The following is a 17,883-nucleotide window of genomic DNA, read 5'->3' as shown; positions in this document are numbered from 1 at the left end:
ATCAGCCTACCTGCTGCAGACCGCGACGTTTCACATGAATCAGCAGCAGGGAGACGGCAGCCGGGGTCACACCAGGGATACGGCTGGCCAAACCGATGGTCTGCGGTCGCTGACGGGCGAGGCGCTGCATCACTTCGGTAGAGAGACCCCGCACCGCTGCGTAGTCCATGTCGGCAGGGATATCCATTCCCTCCCAGCGTGCGGCGCGGGTGATCTCATCGTGCTGACGGGCGACATAGCCGGCATACTTGCACTCGATCTCCAGTTGCTCGCGGGCCTGCGCATCGCTGCACGGAACGAGGTCGAGCACCTGGAGCAGGCTGGCGTAATCCCAGTCGGGGCGGCGGAGGAGTTCAAGGGCAGTGACATCGCGGGAGAGGGGTTGATCCGTCTTCGCCGCAATACGCCCGGCGATGGCGCTGCCGGGATGGATGCGCAAGCCCTCGAGGCGGCTGCGCTCCGCCTGCACTGTGTCCTGCTTGGCACTGAAAGCCGTCCAGCGCCGCTCATCCACCAGCCCCAATGCCCGGCCATGTGGCGTCAGACGCAGGTCGGCATTGTCCTCCCGCAGTTGCAGGCGATATTCGGCGCGGCTGGTGAACATGCGGTAGGGTTCGTCGAGTCCGCGGGTAACCAGATCGTCCACCATCACCCCCAGATAGGCTTCGTGGCGACCGGGCGTCCACGCCGCGAGTTCGCGCGCGCGGCGGGCGGCGTTGAGACCAGCGAGCAATCCCTGGGCCGCAGCCTCCTCGTAGCCGGTGGTGCCGTTGATCTGGCCGGCACAGAACAGACCCGGCAAGCGTCGGCTTTCCAGACTGGGGCGGAGCTCGCGGGGATCGAGGTAGTCGTACTCGATGGCGTAACCAGGGCGCAGCAACACGGCGTTTTCCAGACCGCGCATGCTGCGCACCATTTCGACCTGGACACCGAAAGGCAGGCTGGTGGAGATACCGTTGGGGTAGACTTCGTGGGTATCAAGGCCTTCCGGTTCCAGAAAAACCTGATGCGACGCCTTATCGGCAAAGCGCACGACCTTGTCCTCGATGGAGGGACAGTAACGCGGCCCTACCGACTGGATATGACCGCCGTACATGGCCGACTGGTGCAGGTTCGTCTGAATGATTTCATGAGTACGGGCGTTGGTGTGGGTGATGTGGCAGGCTAGTTGTGGCACGTCGATGCGCCGGGTCATAAAGGAAAAAGCGGGCGGTGGCGTATCACCGGGTTGTGCCTCCAGCACCCCATAGTCGATGCTGCGGCCGTCGATGCGCGGCGGGGTACCGGTTTTCAGCCGCGCCACTGGGAAGGCCATCTCCCGCAGGCGTTGCGCCAGAGCGTTGGACGGCGGATCGCCGGCGCGGCCGGCGGGGTAATTCTGATCACCCATGTGCACCCTGCCACCCAGAAAAGTACCTGTGGTCAGAACGACCTGTGCAGCACGCAGCACCTGGCCGGTTTCCAGGATGACGCCACCCAGCCGGTCGCCTTCCATGAGCAGATCGCCGACCATGCCCTGGAACAGTTGCAGGGCGGGTAGGTCTTCGAGCAAACGGCGTACGGCGCGCTTGTATAGGCTGCGATCGGCCTGGGCGCGGGTGGCGCGCACCGCCGGACCTTTGCTGGCGTTGAGGGTGCGGAACTGGATGCCCGCCTGATCGATGGCGAGCGCCATGATGCCGCCGAGCGCGTCGACTTCTTTGACCAGATGACCTTTGCCAATGCCGCCGATGGCCGGGTTGCAGGACATCTGGCCGATGGTATCGAGATTCTGGGTAAGCAGCAGCGTGCGCACACCGAGACGGGCGGCTGCGGCAGCCGCTTCCGTCCCGGCGTGACCGCCGCCGACCACGATAACGTCAAATGAGTTTTGCATGGCGGGATTATCTGCGTTTCACCGGGGTTTTGGCAATTTTTTCAGGATAAAACGGGCAGCCAGCGGACCCGTGAAGGCTTGCCATCCATGCCCAGTTGGGTGAGCTGGTTTTCACCGACACGGTGGAGAGTCGTCCCACCGCGCATGCCTTCCAGCCGAATAGTGTTGCCGTCGACCCAGGAGAATTCGTTTCCCCGAAGGATGGCAACAGAGAGAAACACGGTGTGCGGCCTCAGCATCGCCATACCCCTGCCGCCCGATCCACATCCTCCTGCAATTCCAACAAAGTCAGCGCCGGGAATGCCCCGGCCAGCTCCCCAGGCTTCAGACGGTACTCCGGATTTTGCGGCCCGCGCCCAGCGTATGCCCCCGCCCAAGTCTCATAAAACAGCAGACCGCCCGACCGCGATGCCGCCGCCAGGGCCGGAAACAATGGCCGGTACAGAAAATGCGCGACGACGATTACATCGAAAGATTCCGGCTCCGGAGGATGAGCGACCACGTCCCGGCATTCCACCCGCAAGGGTAGGGCATCCGCCCGCTGCCGCAACCCGGCCACCGCACTCTCCGCGTAATCCCATGCCCAGGTCTCCAGCCCGCGTCGCGCCAGAAACAGCGCATTCCCGCCTCGGCCGCAGGCGAGGTCCAGCGCCCGACCGCCGGCAGGCAGCCAATCCGCATGCGCCGCCAGAAAAGGCAGCGGTTCCGGCGCCAGTGTCTCTGCCTGCGCGTAGCACGCGTGCCAGCGCGCCCGCTTCTCGTCCTCTGCCATCATACCCGCTCAGTGCTCGTACCGGATGCGCGGCAGCAGTTCGCTCAGATTGCAGGGGCCGTGCCGGATGTCCAGTTGCGGAATGATGATGGCCTCCATGCCGAGGCGGACGCCGCCGGTGGAACCAGGGAGGAGAAAGACGATGGTGCCATCGCAGATGGCGGCTTCGGCACGGGATTGGATGGTGCTGGTGCCGATCTCCTGAAAGGAGAGCATGCGGAAAAGTTCGCCAAAACCGGGGATGGGCTTGCTGATGAGAGGCGCGAGGGCCTCGGGAGTGACGTCGCGACCCGTGATGCCGGTACCACCGGTGGCGATGATCACGTCGATGGCGGGGTCGGCGATCCAGTCGCGCATTTGCGTGCGCAGGGTTTCGGCGTCATCGGCGATGATCTGACGGGCGGCGATCTGGTGTCCGGCATGGCTGGCGAGTTCGGCAACTTTGTCGCCGGATTTGTCGGTTTCCGGCGTGCGACTGTCGGAAACCGTGAGGATGGCGATGGCGAGAGGTAAAAAGGCTTTGCCTTCGGGTGACTGCTGCGCACGGCTCACGGCGGTATTCCCTTTACAGGATGACGGAAAGTCCAGTATAAGAGGCTCCGTCCTACGGTCCAAGGGGCACGGCGTGCGGCGATCATCATAGGCGTTGATTTTCCGGACCTCAGCCCCGAAACAGTCCGCTTCTGACCAGGAGAGCGTCATGGATGTGTCCCTGCCAGCAGATCCGTACCATCCCCCCGCATCGAGCTCCGCGCTGGTGAACGGGAGCGGCTGGCAGCATCTCACGGCGCCGCGGCCGACAGACTGGGAACGGGCGGGGCAACTGGCGGATGACTGGGACTTTGCCCAGGATATCCTCGATCCCGATGAACGCTCCTGGCTGCGCCGCGATGGCGGGCGCGTCTTCATTACCTTGCAGTTCCCCGTGAAAGGGGGTGACGCAGATGCGGATAGCTGGGAACAACGGCCCCTGGGCGTCATCCTGCAGGGGCCCCGGATTACCACGGTGCTGGCGCGGGAACTTGCCCCGCTGTCGCCCTTTTTCGGGCAAATGGAACACCTTTCCAGCCCACCGGAAAGCGTCGAAATTCTCGCCGCCATCCTCAAGATTCTGGCGCAAAGTTACGAAGACGCCCTGCACGAGCTCAATGCCGCCATCCACGATAACGAGCAGCAACTGGACTGGACCCAGAGCAACGGCGACTTTTTTACCCTGCTGGAGATCAGCAAGAGCCTGACCCGCTTCGAGGTCGCGCTGGTCGGCAATATTGCAACGGCATTCAAGATTTCCCGTCTGCCGGAAATCCGCGACGACCTGCCCGCCACCCGCCAGATCGACACCGCCCTGCTGGAACTGCAGGTAGCCCATGAACGGGCGCGGGTTTATGCCGGGACCAGCACCTCCATGATGGACGCCTACGCAGGCATGGTACAGAACAATATCAACCATGGTCTGAAGGTGGTGACGGTGCTGGCCATGATCTTTTACGTGCCCAGCCTGCTCGCGACCCTCTACGGGGTGAATACGACCCTGCCTTTTCAGAACACCCATTGGATATTCTGGGTGATAGTGGGTCTGGGGACAAGCGTGTCTGTCGGACTGACACTGTTTTTCAGGCGGAAGGGCTGGATATGAACAGACTGACGGGCGCACGGAGGGATCGGGATGCTGCACTGGTTTGACGAAAAAACGGATGCTCCGTTGGAAGTCACGGCGGATTTTCACTGGCCGCCGACCGCAACCTGGATTCAGGTGGTGGCCCCCACGACTGCGGAGCTGGATTTTGTCGCAAAGCACTTGCAGGTGCCCGACTACCTGTTTCAGGACGTTTCCGATGAGGACGAGCGCCCGCGCCTGGAGCGGGAAGGAGATATTGCGCTGATCATTCTCAAGGTGCCCGCTCCCATGCAGGCCGACGCCGAGTTGCGCTTCCGGACACTGCCCGTGGGACTCTGGTTGCTGCCCCACCAGATGGTGACGGCGAGCACCCAGCCCTTGGCGCTTTGGGATGAATTGCGCGGGCAGCGCCAGCGGGGCAAGGCACTGCACGTACGGGGGCTGCTGGCGGAGATTTTTCAGGCCATCGCCAGGGACTATCTGCGCGCCTTGCGCCTGATCAACGCCGAAATCGCCGCCACCGAAAAAATACTGCGCGACTCCCAGAATAACAATGAGTTTTTTCGGCTCCTCGCCCTCAACAAAAGCCTCATCCTTTTTTCTTCGGCACTCAAAGGCGACATCTCGGTGGCCCAGCAAACCCTGCGGCTGCCGCTGCTGAAACAGGACGAAGGCGATCTGGAAGATATCGCCGATGCCCTGATCGATCTGCAGCAGGCGCGGGACATGACCGAAATTTACGCCTCCACCATTACCAACATGATGGATGCCTACGTCGGCGTGCTGCAGAACAACATCAGCAACACCCTGAAAATCATCACAGCCTGGACCGTGGTCGTGGCCGCGCCCGCGACGGTGGCGAGTATTTACGGAATGAACGTGCCCCTGCCCCTGCAGCACTGGGCCTATGCGTGGCCCGTGCTCATGGGGGGAGGATTTGTGGTATCCGGCATGCTGTTCATGATTTTCCGCAAGAAAGACTGGATCTGAGCGCGCCATGGGCTGCCAGTTTTACGACAAGGCCGCAGGCGCCTGGACAGCCGCCGAACACTATACGGCGGACGGCCTATTTCTGCTGACACCGGAAGCCGTTTATCGCTGCCCGCAACTGGAAGCGGTGCTGCAGCACTGCTCGGAACAACGTCTTTACTGCCGGGACACCGAGATCACCCTGCGCCTGCCCGTGGCGTTGCTGGAGCAGGACGCACGGTTTGGTACGGTGGCACGGATGGAGCACCTGACCCTGCATTATACTCCCCGGAGTCTTGCCATTCTGGGTGAAGAAGCGTTGATCCCTACACTGCAACGGGACTGGCTCGGGGACTTGCGGCATAGCGCCATGGACGAACTGCTGCAGCGCGTGCTACTGAGCAGCATCTATAGTCACGAGCGAGTGGCGCGGGTGCTGGTGGAACGCCTGCAGGTGCTGCGCATGGCGCTCAAAACCGCCATGGGTAACGCGGAACTACGCCAAATTGTGGTTCTCAATCGCGACCTTGGTGAACTGGTTATTGCCCTGCGGGAAACTGGCCTCATTCTGCGCGATGCGTTGCGCGCCACCGCCGGCGAGTCACCGGTCTACCCCCTGCTGGACGCGGCGTTACGTGAGCAACGCCGGATAGAGGATGGCGTAAATCTGATTCACCAACGCTATCTGGCCGTGACGAACGCCTATAACGGCATCATCCAGAACAATGCCCATACCGTGATGAAGGTCATGACCGTATGGCTGGCCCTGCTCATGATGCCCATCGCTTTCATTATGCCCTGGCACATGATGACGCCTTTGCCTTTGGAGCACTGGCATTATCTCTGGTTTGGACTGCTCGCCTACGTCTTTGGCGTGACTTGGCTCTTCGCGCGCTGGGCCGGCAAGCACGGCTTTTTTTCCATGTAAGGGGAGGATAGCTCCATGATGCGTATCATCCGCGATTCCCTGCTGTCCGGGAACGCCAACCGGCGGAGCTGGATGGCTTTGACCGATCCCTCCACCAGCGAACTGACGCAGGCGGCAGCGACTCTGGACATCCCCGAGAGCTTTCTGCGCAAACGCCTGGAGGGCGAAGCATCCCGTCCCCTGATCAAGGAGGAGCGGCTGATTTCTCTGCAGTTCCAGGTACCCATGCCGGAAGCGGGTGCGGCAGGACAATTTACCCTGGTGCCCCTGAGCCTGTATTTCGTACCCGGTTATTTCGTCACCCTGGCCGAGCGCGAGATTCCCTTCCTGAACCGGCTGATCGATCCGCAAAAGCCGCGCAAGCGCTGGGAACTGGTCCTGCGCATCATTGCCGAAGTCACACGTAATTATCTGCCCACCGCACGCTCGGTAACTCGGGAGATGACCGTAGTGGAGCGGGACCTGCGCCAGGCCCAGCGCCATGATGTGGTGTACCGCGGACTGGATATCAACGACCGTCTGCTGGCGTTGGATCTGGGACTACTGCAACTCGAATACGTGGTCAGTGAAATCGCGCATTTTCTCCCCGCCGGAGACACGTTCCTGATGGAACTCCACGAAGACACCAGGGTTGAACTGTCCCAGGTACGGGACCAGGTGGACAGTGATCAGGCGACCCTCAGCGAACTGCTGGAATCTTATGCCTATGTGGTGCACAACAATGTCAATCACCTGTTCAAATTCATGGCGGCATTGATCATTCTCGCGACGATTCCGCTCTTCATTCCCGGAGCGGTCGCCATGAACGTGCCCCTGGGACCTTTGCCGCACTGGCGTTACGGCTTTGCGGCGGTGACCGGCGGGCTGGTGCTGGTGGAGATGCTGACGGCCGGGGTGTTTTACCGCATGGGGTGGCTAAAGCTGGATTGAGACGTTTCCTGTCTGACCGCCGATTGCTCCAGTTCCGCCGCCAGCGCCAGATAGCGCTGGGCGTCACGCAGCCCGGTGATGAAACGACGAGGAATTCCCTGCAGACCTACCTGGGCGCCCACGAGCGCGCCCGTCAACATCGCGCGAGACATATTTTGTCCGCCCCCGTTGATGGCGTGCAGTACGGCTGATTCATAATCTTCCCGGAAACGACTGGCCAGGTAGTAAGCCGCAGGCAGTTGGTGGTAAATGGCGCAGGGCATGCCGTAAACCAGACTCACCTTCCAGGCGGGTTCAATGGCGATGTCAGGATCCGCTGCGGCGAGCGCGGCGTATCCGGCCGTGAGCAGGGCGTCGGGCGACATGAACTGACCGACCTGCATCCTTTCGCCACCTTGCGGCGGTGGCTGCAAGTGGCCTTGGGTAACCATGTGGAAGGGCAGGGCTCCGCTGCGCACCTGCGCCATGAGCGTGGCGCCAATCTGCGGCGTCAACGAAGCGCCAGAGACCAACTGGGCCAAAACGGCGTTGAAGGCGACGCTCATGGCGACGATGGCCGGATCATGCTGGGTCAGGATGATGTTGCTACATACGGCCTCCGCCATTTTTTTCGGCTGCAGCGCATAAAAGGCAGCGATGGCCATGGCGCGTTCGGCTCCCTCCGTCGTGTCCGCATCCCCGGCGCATTCTCCCCATGGACGACGCTCCGGCACGCGCTTACGCCAGGCCTCCCGAATGGATTGATTGGTATAGCCTCCCGGTCCCTGCATGGGCGTGCCATCCAACTGCGGGAACAGTTCCGTATCCAGCCGACGGGTGAAATCGTCCTCCTCATAACCCGCACAGTGCACCAGCGACTCCATCAGCATGACCAGCAGCAGTCCGGTTTGCGAGATATCCCCCGCAAGCAGGCCGCTGTGATAACGACCGGGGCGCGGCGTCAGATAGTCGGTAATCCAGGGGCCACATTCCCGCCGCATTTCGGCAAGGTCGTAGTACCAATGACACCCGACAGCCAGCGCATCACCAATCAGGGCACCCATCACAGCACCAGCTACGCGTTGCATACTTCACCTCCCTCGCCCATACCACCATGGGCACCCCGTGTTCCGGGAAAGTGGTCGATGGAACCGGCACACGGAAAGTATCAAACCAGTTTACCCCCTCCCATTATAGCAACCTACGACAGAGTGGACCGTCTCCAGGCCGCCAGCAGGCCCTTTATAGGGTTGGTCAGCGGCAACGCCAAATGAAAACGCCGTTTACACCAATTTCAGGACACCCTCCTTTCCAGGACCGCCTGTTGGTAGTTACCTGATGGTACCTACTTTACAATATATACAAACCGTCTTTACTCTTGAGCAACATTGGCCAACAAGGGGAGACCATCATGAGCAAAATTGAGCAAAATGCTGATGCTATACTATGTCAAAGGTTTGGGGGGCATATCGACACCATGGCCGGTTCCATTGCCGAACGCGCACCCCGAAAAGGGGATGGCAGCCCTGACCCCAGTGACAACGAACTGCCCATCGCCTGTTGTCAGGGGCGGCATGTGGTCGAAATGACCCAAGAGTGGAGGATATAACCCATGGAGAACATCGGCTTGCCATCGGAATCCGTCCGTCGCTCAAGGACGATCGAGCGTATTGTGGCGGGACAGGCCACCTCTGACGGCGCGGGCGTTCAATTAACCCGGGTTTTAAACCAATCCCTGCAGCACCGGCTGGATCCCTTTCTGATGCTCGACGCTTTCGGTAGCGACAATCCAGGTGACTACATTGCCGGGTTTCCCGATCACCCGCACCGCGGCTTCGAGACCATCACCTACATGATAACGGGCAAAATGCGTCATCGTGACAGTGCGGGACACGAAGGGTTGCTCGAAAGCGGGGGCGTGCAATGGATGACCGCAGGGCGGGGCGTGATTCACTCGGAAATTCCGGAACAGGAAAAAGGCGTCATGGAGGGATTTCAGCTCTGGCTCAACCTGCCGAACCAGGACAAGATGGCACCGCCGTGGTATCGCGATTTCTCTGCCGCAGATTTGCCGCGCTTTGTGACACAGGAAGGGGTCGCCGTCACGGTCATTGCCGGAGAGAGTCATGGAGTCACTGGCGCAGTAACGCGGGAGCGCACAAATCCGCTTTACCTGGACCTGCAATTGCCGGAAGGCACACATTTCAAGCAGCAACTGCCTGCCGATGATAACGCCTTTCTTTATGCATATCGCGGAACCCTGGAAATCGTCGGCACCCCTGTGCCTGTCCAGCGCATGGCCATACTTGAGAATAGCCCGGAAACCGACGGTGTGGATATCAAGGCTCTTACGAGTGCACGCTTACTGCTGATTGCGGGCCGTCCGTTGCATGAGCCAATTGTCCAGTATGGACCATTTGTCATGAATACTCGGGAGGAAATATACCAGGCCTTTGAAGATATGAAGGAAGGCCGGTTAGTCTAATGCGCATTAGATTCACGCTTTGGCAATCTCAAATTTGTCTAGTTAGAGATGCCCCAATGACATTGCCCTACTTCATACTTCACAATGCCGTAAGTCTTTCGTCACTTGAGGGGAATCGAGAAATGGGCATGATCCTGAACCACCCGACAGACATTTCCGTGTTGCAAGCGCAATTTGCGCGGGACCGGAAGGCGGCGGAGGCAGCATGAGGCGCACGCATATCCTTTGGCTGCTTTTGGGGTTGCCGGGCATGGCGGTGGCGAAGGTACCGACGCCGACCCCCACCAGCGTGAATTTCCATGTGACAACACATTATCGGGTGCCCAAGACGGTATTGCATGCCGACCTGCAGGCGGAGGCATCGGGGAGAAGCCCGGCGAAGTTGGCCGCCATGGTCAATCAGGACGTGTCCTGGGCAAAGGCCCGGCTGCAATCGGTGCCTGGGATTACCTGGCATAGCGCCGGGTACCAGACGCAGGCGACAGGGCAGACCGGTGCGCGCTGGCTGGTACGGGAAGATCTGGCCGTGCAAAGCACGGATCCGGCGGCGTTGCTCCCCTTGCTGGGCACGCTGCAATCCCGGTTACACTTGGTCGGGATGCAATATGCAGCGCCTTCCGCCGCCGTACGCAAGGCGCTGCGAACTGCCGAGCTGCGGGGACTGCGCCAGTACCGGAAACAAGCACAGCAGAATTGCGCGGCGCTGGGCTACCATAGCGCGCGTCTGGGGCAGGTATTCATCAATACGAATGTCGTCCCACTGGCGCGGCCAATGCCAGTCATGGCGTTAGCCACCAAGGTCGTCCCTGGACCCGTAGTCGGCCGGGGCGGGACGGAAAGGGGCAGGGTGGTGGTTGGAGGAAATGCTTATTGCGAGAAGTGAGGCATGGGAATGGTGTTACGTCCCGCAATAAATCAGGTGTCCTGTCCCGAGCTATTCTCGCTTCACTCCAAACGGCGAAATTAATGCAATAGCCTCAAACATCAAAACCATTATCGCTATAGATCCATATGTATAAATGAACCTAAAGGTTACATTTGGCGAGTAATTTGCCCAAAGGCATGCGGAAATCATCCGGGAAGAGGCGGGTACCTACGCAGCCGAAGACCGCGACGAATACACGGCGGAAGGCGTGTTCTGGGTACCCTTATCGGGCCGCTGGGACAGGGTACAGGCCGCCGCCAAACAGCCGGACATCGGCAAGCGCATCGACGATGCCATGACCGAGATCGAGCGGGAAAATCGCCATCTGAAAAACATCCTGCCCAAGGGCTACGCCCGTCCCACGCTGGATCAGCGCGGCCTGGGGGAACTGGTGGACCTCATCGGCACCATGAGGAAAACGGATTTGCGATTTATACCCAATAAGATATAAGCTACCTCATGGTTCAATCGCAACGTCCTTTATTCTGGGTGGCCTCCGCCAAAAAAGATCTCATGGATATGCCCGAGGATGTGCGGGATACCTTTGGGTATGCGCTGCATCTGGCGCAAATCGGCGGCAAACATGCCCAAGCCAAACCGTTAAAAGGCTTTGGCTCGGCGGATCTGGTTGAGATCGTCGAAGATTTCAAGGGGGACACGTTTCGAGCGGTGTATACGGTGCGCTTTCAAGAGAAAATTTACGTTCTGCACAGCTTTCAGAAGAAAGCGACGCAGGGCATCCGCACACCCAAACCCGATATGGACAAGATACATGAACGGTTGAAATGGGCAGAGCGACACGCCAAGGGGGTGATCGAATGAACATCGAGATGAGTAGTGGCAATGTCTATGCGGACATCGGTGCGCCGGATGCAGAGGAAATGCTTTTGAAGGCACAACTGGCATCCCGTATTGCGGACATGATCCAGAGCAAAGGATTTACGCAATCGCAGGCAGCGGAACTGCTGGGTATCCCACAACCCAAGCTGTCCCTGATGCTGCGGGGGCAATTCCGGGGAATCAGTGAAGCCAAAATGCTGGAATGCCTGGCCCGGCTGGGCCGGGATATTCAGATCGTCATCGGACCGGAACATGCAGGGACCGGGAATATTGTGGTGGTGTGATATGAGCATTGATCGAGACCGTAGGGTGGCCATAGTCCATGCGGTCATGGACCCCATGGATGGGGATACGGTATTGGGGCAGCGATGAAGAAGCGCTGCTTTCAGAATCCGCGCTGGCTGAAGACTGGTTGAAACCGGAAGAGGATGAGGCATGGGCCTACTTGCAGCCGGTCAGGTAGTGGTGCTGCCTTTTCCGTTCTCTATTCACCCTGCTCCAGCGGGATTTTTTATGAGAAGAATTGAAATGTCATGAGAATGTCATGTTAGTTTCATTATAGTGTCACATTGTTACGTTATTCTTGTCGGCAAGGTGCATATCACCCCCGGGCATGCTGAACCTGGGTGTAGAGGACACGATACCGGTCCACGCCGATTATGTGAAAAATGTGAAACTGGCGCTGAATATCGACAACTTGCTGAATCGCCGGTATTTTCCTAAGGGTTTCAGCAATACCGATTATTACGGCAATACCTACCTGTCCGTCCTGGAAGGCATGCCGCGCTTCGTGTTCGGCAGCGTGACGGTGAAGTTTTAGTATGGATGAGGTGATAATATGAACGCGGTTGACGTGGTGGTGCATCTCTCCGCCCCGCCCTCGATAAATGACTAGGATATACTGCCGTGAAAAAATGGAATTCCATCGTAGCATGTGCTGTTGGATCTGCGTTGATGTTTTCGGTGCCGGCTTTTGCCGATGTGGGGGTTTCCAACACGCGCGACATCAACGGCCCGATTCATATTCAAGCGGCGAATCAGGGCTCGGTGACCCATGTGTTGCCCACGGGGCGGATCGTCAGCCCTGTGGGTCTGGTCAATGGCGCCCCCAATTTTGTGACCGCGGTCGTGCCCTTGGGCGATCATATCGCGGCCATGGCGAACGGAGCCACCCGGGCGCAGACCATCACCCTCTATGATCAGCACACCCTGCATCGGGTGGCGGAAATTGCGGCCTATAAAAAAGCCCCCCAGAAAGCCGCGCCGATGCCCACGGACGTCACCGACCTGCATAGCGATGTCATTGGCCATCAAAGCTTTTTCCAGGGCATGGCGGTGGGACCTGACCACGTGCTCTATACCGCAGGCGGCGAGAGCAGCGATGTCGCGGTATTCAGCGTTCAGGGTGGGAAAGCAAAATTGCTGCGCCGCTATCCCCTAGCCTGGCAGCCTTTCCCTAAAAATCAGTATCCCTATGCATACCAGGGACACCATATCGGTAAGCCGCGACTCTTTTATCCGGACGCCATCGCCGTGGGACCACGGAACCGGCATCTGTACGTAACCGGCCTGCTGTCCAACAGCCTCGCCCGCATCAATATCCAGACCGGACATACCCGGTATCGCAATGTGGGTCCATATCCCTTTGCGGTTACCTTGGCCGATGCGGGGAAAAGGCTGGTGGTCAGCCTCTGGGGCGGCAATGCCGTTGCGGTGGTGGATCCGGCCACCATGCGGATGCTCGGCACGGTGCGGGTTGGCCCGCCCACCGGCCCTAAGCATAGGGCCGCAGGTGTGCACCCCACGGCGCTGGCGGCGGTACCCCATTCGCCCGATGTCTTCGTGGCACTGGCCAACATCGATCGGGTAGCCGAGATCGATAGCCCCGATCTGCGGGTAAAGGGCTTCATCAACGACAGCCCCTATCCTGATGCGCCGCCGGGCAGTTATCCGGACGGTTTGACCATTACGGAGGGCAAACTCTTTGTGGCCAATGCCGGCAACAACGATGTTGCCGTCTACAACGATCAGACCGGTAAGAACCTGGGACTGATCCCCACGGGCTGGTACCCCACCGCCATCACGCATGCGCATCATGCGCTGTACATCGTCGCCGCCAAGGGGCTCGGCTCTGGTCCCAATGTGGAGCACCAGTGGGTCGGGAACATGATGGATGGCGTGGTGCAAAGGGTCCGCCTTCAGCATCTCATGTCCCATCTTCCCGCATGGACGCAGGAAAGCTTGCACAACGACGGCTTTACTCCCGCGCAGCAGGAGACACGTCACGCAGAGGATGTGAAAACGGATGCCTTCCTGCGCCAGCATATCCAGTACGTCGTTTTCATCCTGCGCGAGAACAAAACCTTCGATGAGGATTTTGGCGATGACCAGGCGGCAGGCGCCTGGGCCGACCCGCATCTGGATCTCTACGGACCCCAAGAGCTGCCGAACCTCTATCACCTCGCCCACCGCAACACACTCTTCGTGAATTTCATGGCCGACGGTGAGGTGACCGCCCAAGGCCATCAGTGGACCACCGCCGCCTCGGACTCGGATTTCGTGCAACGCACCTGGCCGGAGTACTACTCCGGGCGCGGACTCGTGGCCAATCCCGGCTGGACCCAGTCTCTGGTTCCCGGCGGGGCGACGGGTACGGGTGGAGTGCCCCTGGGTGTCGACAATCCCTATGCCATCTATGAGAACCTCTCGGCATTGGGCAAGTGGTCCAATCCCTGGATCAGTTATCCCCAGCGCCTCTTTCTCTTCAACGACCTGCTGGATCATAGGGTGTCTTTTGAAGACTTCGGGGAGTTTGTATCACGTTCTGAAGCGGGTAACATTTCCACGGCCATGAAAAGGCATCTGGCGACGGGCTTTCCCGGCTGGGACCGGATGATCCTCGACACCTATCGGGAAAAGATGGCGGTGAACTGGCTCAAGGCCCATCCCGGTTCAAAATTCCCGCACTTCATCTATATCTGGTTGCCGGATGATCACACGGCCGGACGCCAGTCCTGCTACTACACGCCGGATTACTATGTGGCCAATAATGACTATGCCACGGCCAAGTTCATTCATTACCTGTCCACCACCCCGGAGTGGAAGCATATGGTGGTGTTTTTGACCGAGGACGATGCACAATCCGGCGCCGACCACATCAATGCCCATCGTACCTTCGCCCTCGCCGTGGGCCCTTGGGTGAAAAAAGGCTATCTCGAAACCAATCTCTATTCCCAGGTGAACATCCTCAAGACCACCGAGGCCATCTTCGGTCTGCCGCCCATGTCCCAGTGGGATCAAAACGCCAGCGTCTTCTCGGGGATGTGGACGGACCATCCGGACTTCGCGCCCACCAAGGTGCTGCCCATGCAGGTGCCGGTCACCTTCAATGCGGGGAAATGCGATCACTACACGTTGCTGCGTCGCGAGGCGGGCGCCACCGGACATTACCTGATCGCCGACGAAATGGCTTGGTACAAAAAGCATCAGACCAAAAACGGCGCGGGTCTGCCCGCCCCGAGCAAGGCCGACACTTATACGCCTACCACGCTGCTCAAGGTTCCTGGTCCCGAACAGATGAAACAGGAATGGATCGCCAGCAAGGGGGTCAAATCCTACGCGCGGGTCATGACCTACCTCAAGGCCTATTCCGCGCAAAAAGATGCGCCAGTAAATGCCTATCAGGCCGGTGAGAAAGAATGACGCTGAACAGTAACGCTCTGTCAGCGGGACATTTCCGGAAATCCCCCCTTGGGGGCAGACTCCGGATCACAGTCCGGCAGTGACCAAGGGCAAACTTTCCGCTGGGGAGGGAAAGTGATTGAAACCCACCGTGACCGCGGCGCTGCCCTATGTCCCGCGAAGCGGGCCATGCTGCTGGGTTCACTGATCGTGATGCTCGTCATGGGATCCTGCCATGACGCTCCTCGTGGTGTTATTGGTACCCCTTTTGGCGCTTCCCAATCCTGACGATGAGGGGGTTCTGTGCTATAACCACCCAAAGAATCAAAAGGGGACACCATGCCGCGCGGACCAGCCAAGAAGAAGACCGAAGACACCAGTCATCAAAGCCTCGAATCCAAGCTCTGGGCCACCGCCGACAAGTTGCGTGGCCATCTGGACGCCGCCGACTACAAGCATGTGGTGCTGGGCCTCATCTTCCTGAAGTACATTTCGGACCGCTTTGCCCAAAGGCATGCGGAAATCATCCGGGAAGAGGCGGGGACTTACGCAGCCGAAGACCGCGACGAATACACGGCGGAAGGCGTGTTCTGGGTACCCTTGTCGGGCCGTTGGGACAGGGTGCAGGCCGCCGCCAAGCAGCCCGACATCGGCCAGCGCATCGACGATGCCATGACCGAGATCGAGCGGGAAAACCCCCATCTGAAAAACATCCTGCCCAAGGGCTACGCCCGTCCCACCCTGGATCAGCGCCGCCTGGGGGAACTGGTGGACCTCATCGGCACCATTGGGCTGGGTACGGCGGAACATCAGGCCCGCGATACCCTGGGCCGCGTCTACGAGTATTTTCTGGGTCGATTCGCCAGTGCGGAAGGTAAACGCGGTGGCGAGTTCTACACCCCGGCATCGGTGGTCAGAACCCTGGTCACCATGCTGGCCCCGTACAAGGGACGCATCTATGACCCTTGTTGCGGGTCCGGCGGCATGTTTGTCCAGTCGGAAAAGTTTATCGAAGCCCATGGCGGCAAGGTGGGCGACATCAGCGTCTATGGGGAAGAATCCAACCCCAACACCTGGAAGCTGGCCCTCATGAATCTCGCCATTCGCGGCATTGAGGCCGACCTGGGACCGGAAGCGGCGGACACCTTCCATAAAGACCTGCATCCCGATCTGCGGGCGGACTACATCCTTGCCAACCCGCCCTTCAACATATCCGATTGGGGCGGCGACCTGCTGCGGGATGACAAACGCTGGCAGTATGGGATACCGCCTACCGGCAACGCCAACTTCGCCTGGGTGCAGCACATGGTCCACCACCTGGCGCCTTACGGCATTGCAGGCTTTGTGCTGGCGAACGGTTCCATGTCATCCAATACCAGCGGCGAGGGCGAAATCCGCAAGAACCTCATCGAGGCCGATCTGGTGGACTGCATGGTGGCCCTGCCCGGTCAGCTCTTCTACAGCACCCAGATTCCCGTCTGCCTGTGGTTTCTGGCGAAGAACCGCGATGACGGACGCGGCATGGCGGGCAAGGAACTGTTTGAACGCAGCGGCGAAGTGCTGTTTATCGACGCCCGCAACATGGGTTTCATGGCCGACCGCACCCATCGGGAACTGAGCGATGCGGACATTCAGAAGATTGCCGATACTTACCATAACTGGCGGGGTGATGGGGACGGGGAATACGCGGATATTCCCGGATTCTGCAAGGCGGCCAGCCTGGATAACATCCGCAAGAATGGCCACGTCCTGACGCCGGGCCGCTATGTGGGGGCAGCGGCCATGGATGACGACGGTGAACCCTTTGAAGAAAAGATGGCACGGCTGACCAAAGACCTATCGGAACAGTTGGCGGAAGGGCGGCGGCTGGAAGAGGAAATGCGGAAGAATCTCGGATTGTTGGGGTACGACATCTAAACCTTCTCACCTTGACGAAACAGGACATCAACATAATAATCAATATGAAGCTGGATTGGGATGAAGAAAAACGGCAGACCACCCTCGCTCACCGGGAACTGGACTTTGCAGATTGTGTAGAAGTGTTTGCCGATGTCACCTTTGAGTTTCCCGATACGCGCAAGGACTATGGCGAAGCGCGTACCGTTTGTATCGGATTCCTGAAAAATCGAATGGTTGCCGTGGTGTACACTCAAAGAGGGGATACCCGGCGGATTATTTCAATGAGGAAATGTAATGACCGTGAAATCGAAACCTACCGCGAACGCCTGGCTAGATGAAGACGACGCAGAGGAATTAACCGGCAAAGAACTGGATCACCTGGAAGGCCGCTGGCTGAAGGGCGGTGAATCCATAAATAGCGAACAAGGCCAAGCCGCTTTTCGTGAGCATTTACGTAAAAAACAGGTCAACATGCTGATTGACCCAGATGTTCTCGACTACTTTCGCCGAAAGGCGGGGCGTCGTGGTTATCAAACTTTGATTAACCGCACTTTGCGGGAATCCATGGAACGGGAATCCCTGCTGGATGCCGTGCGCAAAGTGGTTCGGGAAGAATTGCACCATACGGACTAAAGCGGCTAGTGATCTGACCGTGAGGTCATTTAAGGGGGTATCATGAGCGTGGACCGTACCCGTGGGGTAGCGATTGTCAACGAGGTCATGGACCCTCTGGATGGGGATACGGTATTTGGGCAGCGATGGGGTAGCGGTGAACTCATCCGCATAACGTCCAAGGAATTGAACGCCCTGATGGAAGGCAAAATCATCGCCGTGGATGTCGAGGGTGAGTCTGTGGTGTATCTTCAACTGGGTGCAGAATCTGAGGATTGAGCCACGACGCAGGCTGGAAGATGAGATGTGTAAAAATGAATAGATAATTGGGTTAGAACTGTAGCTTTCACTTGACCGCTGAGGATGCCG

Annotated in this window: 20 protein-coding genes and 1 pseudogene; 16 read left to right on the top strand and 5 right to left on the bottom strand. The window is 59.1% G+C overall.

From position 1 onward, the window contains the following. Position 1: 1 nt before the first annotated feature. The 4 genes from mnmG to moaB are packed head-to-tail and all read right to left on the bottom strand — an operon-like array spanning position 2 to position 3,200. The gene (gene mnmG / locus AFERRID_RS07915; protein ID WP_126604808.1) at positions 2-1,876 is read right to left on the bottom strand and encodes a tRNA uridine-5-carboxymethylaminomethyl(34) synthesis enzyme MnmG; all 1,875 of its coding nucleotides are present in this window, start codon (positions 1,874-1,876) and stop codon (positions 2-4) included. Positions 1,877-1,917: 41 nt separating this feature from the next. Continuing rightward, positions 1,918-2,115, bottom strand: a complete 198-nt coding sequence (locus AFERRID_RS07910) for a copper resistance protein NlpE (protein WP_225981865.1) — start codon at positions 2,113-2,115, stop codon at positions 1,918-1,920. Next, a complete protein-coding gene (locus AFERRID_RS07905; RefSeq protein ID WP_225981866.1) occupies positions 2,109-2,651 on the bottom strand; it encodes a class I SAM-dependent methyltransferase in 543 nt (180 codons plus the stop codon). The genes AFERRID_RS07910 and AFERRID_RS07905 overlap by 7 nt, the downstream gene beginning before the upstream one ends. Positions 2,652-2,657: 6 nt before the next feature. After that, entirely contained in the window at positions 2,658-3,200 is a 543-nt protein-coding gene (gene moaB, locus AFERRID_RS07900; protein ID WP_126604806.1) for a molybdenum cofactor biosynthesis protein B, read from the bottom strand. Between the two features lie 148 nt (positions 3,201-3,348). On the opposite strand from moaB, the gene AFERRID_RS07895 reads away from it, so the two are divergent. From AFERRID_RS07895 to AFERRID_RS07880, 4 genes are read left to right on the top strand one after another with little or no spacing between them, the layout of a single operon-like run. Continuing rightward, the gene (locus tag AFERRID_RS07895; protein WP_126604804.1) at positions 3,349-4,284 is read left to right on the top strand and encodes a magnesium transporter CorA family protein; all 936 of its coding nucleotides are present in this window, start codon (positions 3,349-3,351) and stop codon (positions 4,282-4,284) included. A gap of 30 nt (positions 4,285-4,314) precedes the next feature. Next, on the top strand, positions 4,315-5,256 hold the full coding sequence (locus tag AFERRID_RS07890; RefSeq protein ID WP_113527586.1) for a magnesium transporter CorA family protein: 942 nt from the start codon (positions 4,315-4,317) through the stop codon (positions 5,254-5,256). A 7-nt stretch (positions 5,257-5,263) separates the two neighbouring features. Further along, complete coding sequence (locus AFERRID_RS07885) at positions 5,264-6,163, top strand: CorA family divalent cation transporter (protein WP_126604803.1); 900 nt, start codon at positions 5,264-5,266, stop codon at positions 6,161-6,163. Between the two features lie 15 nt (positions 6,164-6,178). Continuing rightward, complete coding sequence (locus tag AFERRID_RS07880; RefSeq protein ID WP_126604801.1) at positions 6,179-7,093, top strand: CorA family divalent cation transporter; 915 nt, start codon at positions 6,179-6,181, stop codon at positions 7,091-7,093. Here AFERRID_RS07880 and AFERRID_RS07875 read toward each other — a convergent pair. Beyond that, positions 7,063-8,160 carry an ADP-ribosylglycohydrolase family protein gene (locus AFERRID_RS07875; protein ID WP_126604799.1) on the bottom strand — a complete coding sequence of 366 codons (1,098 nt, stop codon included), beginning with the start codon at positions 8,158-8,160 and terminating at the stop codon, positions 7,063-7,065. The genes AFERRID_RS07880 and AFERRID_RS07875 overlap by 31 nt on opposite strands. A 323-nt stretch (positions 8,161-8,483) precedes the next feature. Between AFERRID_RS07875 and AFERRID_RS07870 the strand changes: the two genes are divergently transcribed. The 12 genes and pseudogenes from AFERRID_RS07870 to AFERRID_RS07815 all read left to right on the top strand — a co-directional run bounded on the left by AFERRID_RS07870 (position 8,484) and on the right by AFERRID_RS07815 (position 17,793). After that, positions 8,484-8,681 (top strand): hypothetical protein, encoded by a 198-nt coding sequence (locus AFERRID_RS07870; RefSeq protein ID WP_113527582.1) that lies wholly within the window; start codon positions 8,484-8,486, stop codon positions 8,679-8,681. Positions 8,682-8,684: 3 nt separating this feature from the next. Continuing rightward, complete coding sequence (locus AFERRID_RS07865; RefSeq protein ID WP_126604797.1) at positions 8,685-9,557, top strand: pirin family protein; 873 nt, start codon at positions 8,685-8,687, stop codon at positions 9,555-9,557. Between the two features lie 205 nt (positions 9,558-9,762). Beyond that, positions 9,763-10,440 carry an SIMPL domain-containing protein gene (locus AFERRID_RS07860; RefSeq protein WP_126604796.1) on the top strand — a complete coding sequence of 226 codons (678 nt, stop codon included), beginning with the start codon at positions 9,763-9,765 and terminating at the stop codon, positions 10,438-10,440. A gap of 181 nt (positions 10,441-10,621) precedes the next feature. Next, positions 10,622-10,933 (top strand): annotated as a pseudogene (locus AFERRID_RS07855) (hypothetical protein); the annotation flags it as partial. Between the two features lie 8 nt (positions 10,934-10,941). After that, positions 10,942-11,304, top strand: coding sequence for a type II toxin-antitoxin system RelE/ParE family toxin (locus AFERRID_RS07850; RefSeq protein ID WP_113527578.1), 363 nt, complete (start codon positions 10,942-10,944; stop codon positions 11,302-11,304). Continuing rightward, positions 11,301-11,606: a helix-turn-helix domain-containing protein gene (locus AFERRID_RS07845; protein ID WP_113527577.1), complete on the top strand. Its 306-nt coding sequence runs from the start codon at positions 11,301-11,303 to the stop codon at positions 11,604-11,606. Before AFERRID_RS07850 ends, AFERRID_RS07845 begins: the two co-directional genes overlap by 4 nt. Before the next feature lie 329 nt (positions 11,607-11,935). Further along, positions 11,936-12,142, top strand: a complete 207-nt coding sequence (locus AFERRID_RS07840; protein WP_225981869.1) for a TonB-dependent receptor — start codon at positions 11,936-11,938, stop codon at positions 12,140-12,142. A gap of 134 nt (positions 12,143-12,276) precedes the next feature. Next, entirely contained in the window at positions 12,277-15,024 is a 2,748-nt protein-coding gene (locus AFERRID_RS07835) for a bifunctional YncE family protein/alkaline phosphatase family protein (protein WP_172959355.1), read from the top strand. A gap of 318 nt (positions 15,025-15,342) precedes the next feature. Beyond that, the gene (locus tag AFERRID_RS07830; RefSeq protein ID WP_126604792.1) at positions 15,343-16,920 is read left to right on the top strand and encodes a class I SAM-dependent DNA methyltransferase; all 1,578 of its coding nucleotides are present in this window, start codon (positions 15,343-15,345) and stop codon (positions 16,918-16,920) included. Positions 16,921-16,964: 44 nt separating this feature from the next. Next, a complete protein-coding gene (locus AFERRID_RS07825; protein ID WP_126604790.1) occupies positions 16,965-17,240 on the top strand; it encodes a BrnT family toxin in 276 nt (91 codons plus the stop codon). Further along, complete coding sequence (locus AFERRID_RS07820) at positions 17,197-17,535, top strand: BrnA antitoxin family protein (protein WP_126604788.1); 339 nt, start codon at positions 17,197-17,199, stop codon at positions 17,533-17,535. Before AFERRID_RS07825 ends, AFERRID_RS07820 begins: the two co-directional genes overlap by 44 nt. A 42-nt stretch (positions 17,536-17,577) precedes the next feature. Continuing rightward, positions 17,578-17,793 (top strand): hypothetical protein, encoded by a 216-nt coding sequence (locus AFERRID_RS07815; RefSeq protein WP_126604787.1) that lies wholly within the window; start codon positions 17,578-17,580, stop codon positions 17,791-17,793. Positions 17,794-17,883: the final 90 nt, after the last annotated feature.

Origin of the sequence: Acidithiobacillus ferridurans (assembly GCF_003966655.1) — a bacterium.
GTDB classification, from domain to species: Bacteria; Pseudomonadota; Gammaproteobacteria; order Acidithiobacillales; family Acidithiobacillaceae; genus Acidithiobacillus; species Acidithiobacillus ferridurans.
Note: the sequence above shows the minus strand (reverse complement) of the source record. Positions and strands in the feature narration are given on the sequence as shown.

What these genes read in the sequence shown, in the direction of transcription:
- AFERRID_RS07895 (WP_126604804.1), top strand. Translation starts at nt 3,349, where the DNA reads ATGGATGTGTCCCTGCCAGCAGATCCGTACCATCCCCCCGCATCGAGC.
- AFERRID_RS07880 (WP_126604801.1), top strand. Translation starts at nt 6,179, where the DNA reads ATGATGCGTATCATCCGCGATTCCCTGCTGTCCGGGAACGCCAACCGG.
- AFERRID_RS07910 (WP_225981865.1), bottom strand. Translation starts at nt 2,115, where the DNA reads ATGCTGAGGCCGCACACCGTGTTTCTCTCTGTTGCCATCCTTCGGGGA.
- mnmG (WP_126604808.1), bottom strand. Translation starts at nt 1,876, where the DNA reads ATGCAAAACTCATTTGACGTTATCGTGGTCGGCGGCGGTCACGCCGGG.
- AFERRID_RS07830 (WP_126604792.1), top strand. Translation starts at nt 15,343, where the DNA reads ATGCCGCGCGGACCAGCCAAGAAGAAGACCGAAGACACCAGTCATCAA.
- AFERRID_RS07845 (WP_113527577.1), top strand. Translation starts at nt 11,301, where the DNA reads ATGAACATCGAGATGAGTAGTGGCAATGTCTATGCGGACATCGGTGCG.
- AFERRID_RS07865 (WP_126604797.1), top strand. Translation starts at nt 8,685, where the DNA reads ATGGAGAACATCGGCTTGCCATCGGAATCCGTCCGTCGCTCAAGGACG.
- AFERRID_RS07870 (WP_113527582.1), top strand. Translation starts at nt 8,484, where the DNA reads ATGAGCAAAATTGAGCAAAATGCTGATGCTATACTATGTCAAAGGTTT.
- AFERRID_RS07840 (WP_225981869.1), top strand. Translation starts at nt 11,936, where the DNA reads ATGCTGAACCTGGGTGTAGAGGACACGATACCGGTCCACGCCGATTAT.
- AFERRID_RS07835 (WP_172959355.1), top strand. Translation starts at nt 12,277, where the DNA reads ATGTTTTCGGTGCCGGCTTTTGCCGATGTGGGGGTTTCCAACACGCGC.
- AFERRID_RS07875 (WP_126604799.1), bottom strand. Translation starts at nt 8,160, where the DNA reads ATGCAACGCGTAGCTGGTGCTGTGATGGGTGCCCTGATTGGTGATGCG.
- AFERRID_RS07905 (WP_225981866.1), bottom strand. Translation starts at nt 2,651, where the DNA reads ATGATGGCAGAGGACGAGAAGCGGGCGCGCTGGCACGCGTGCTACGCG.
- AFERRID_RS07860 (WP_126604796.1), top strand. Translation starts at nt 9,763, where the DNA reads ATGAGGCGCACGCATATCCTTTGGCTGCTTTTGGGGTTGCCGGGCATG.
- AFERRID_RS07890 (WP_113527586.1), top strand. Translation starts at nt 4,315, where the DNA reads ATGCTGCACTGGTTTGACGAAAAAACGGATGCTCCGTTGGAAGTCACG.
- AFERRID_RS07815 (WP_126604787.1), top strand. Translation starts at nt 17,578, where the DNA reads ATGAGCGTGGACCGTACCCGTGGGGTAGCGATTGTCAACGAGGTCATG.
- AFERRID_RS07820 (WP_126604788.1), top strand. Translation starts at nt 17,197, where the DNA reads ATGACCGTGAAATCGAAACCTACCGCGAACGCCTGGCTAGATGAAGAC.
- AFERRID_RS07850 (WP_113527578.1), top strand. Translation starts at nt 10,942, where the DNA reads ATGGTTCAATCGCAACGTCCTTTATTCTGGGTGGCCTCCGCCAAAAAA.
- AFERRID_RS07885 (WP_126604803.1), top strand. Translation starts at nt 5,264, where the DNA reads ATGGGCTGCCAGTTTTACGACAAGGCCGCAGGCGCCTGGACAGCCGCC.
- AFERRID_RS07825 (WP_126604790.1), top strand. Translation starts at nt 16,965, where the DNA reads ATGAAGCTGGATTGGGATGAAGAAAAACGGCAGACCACCCTCGCTCAC.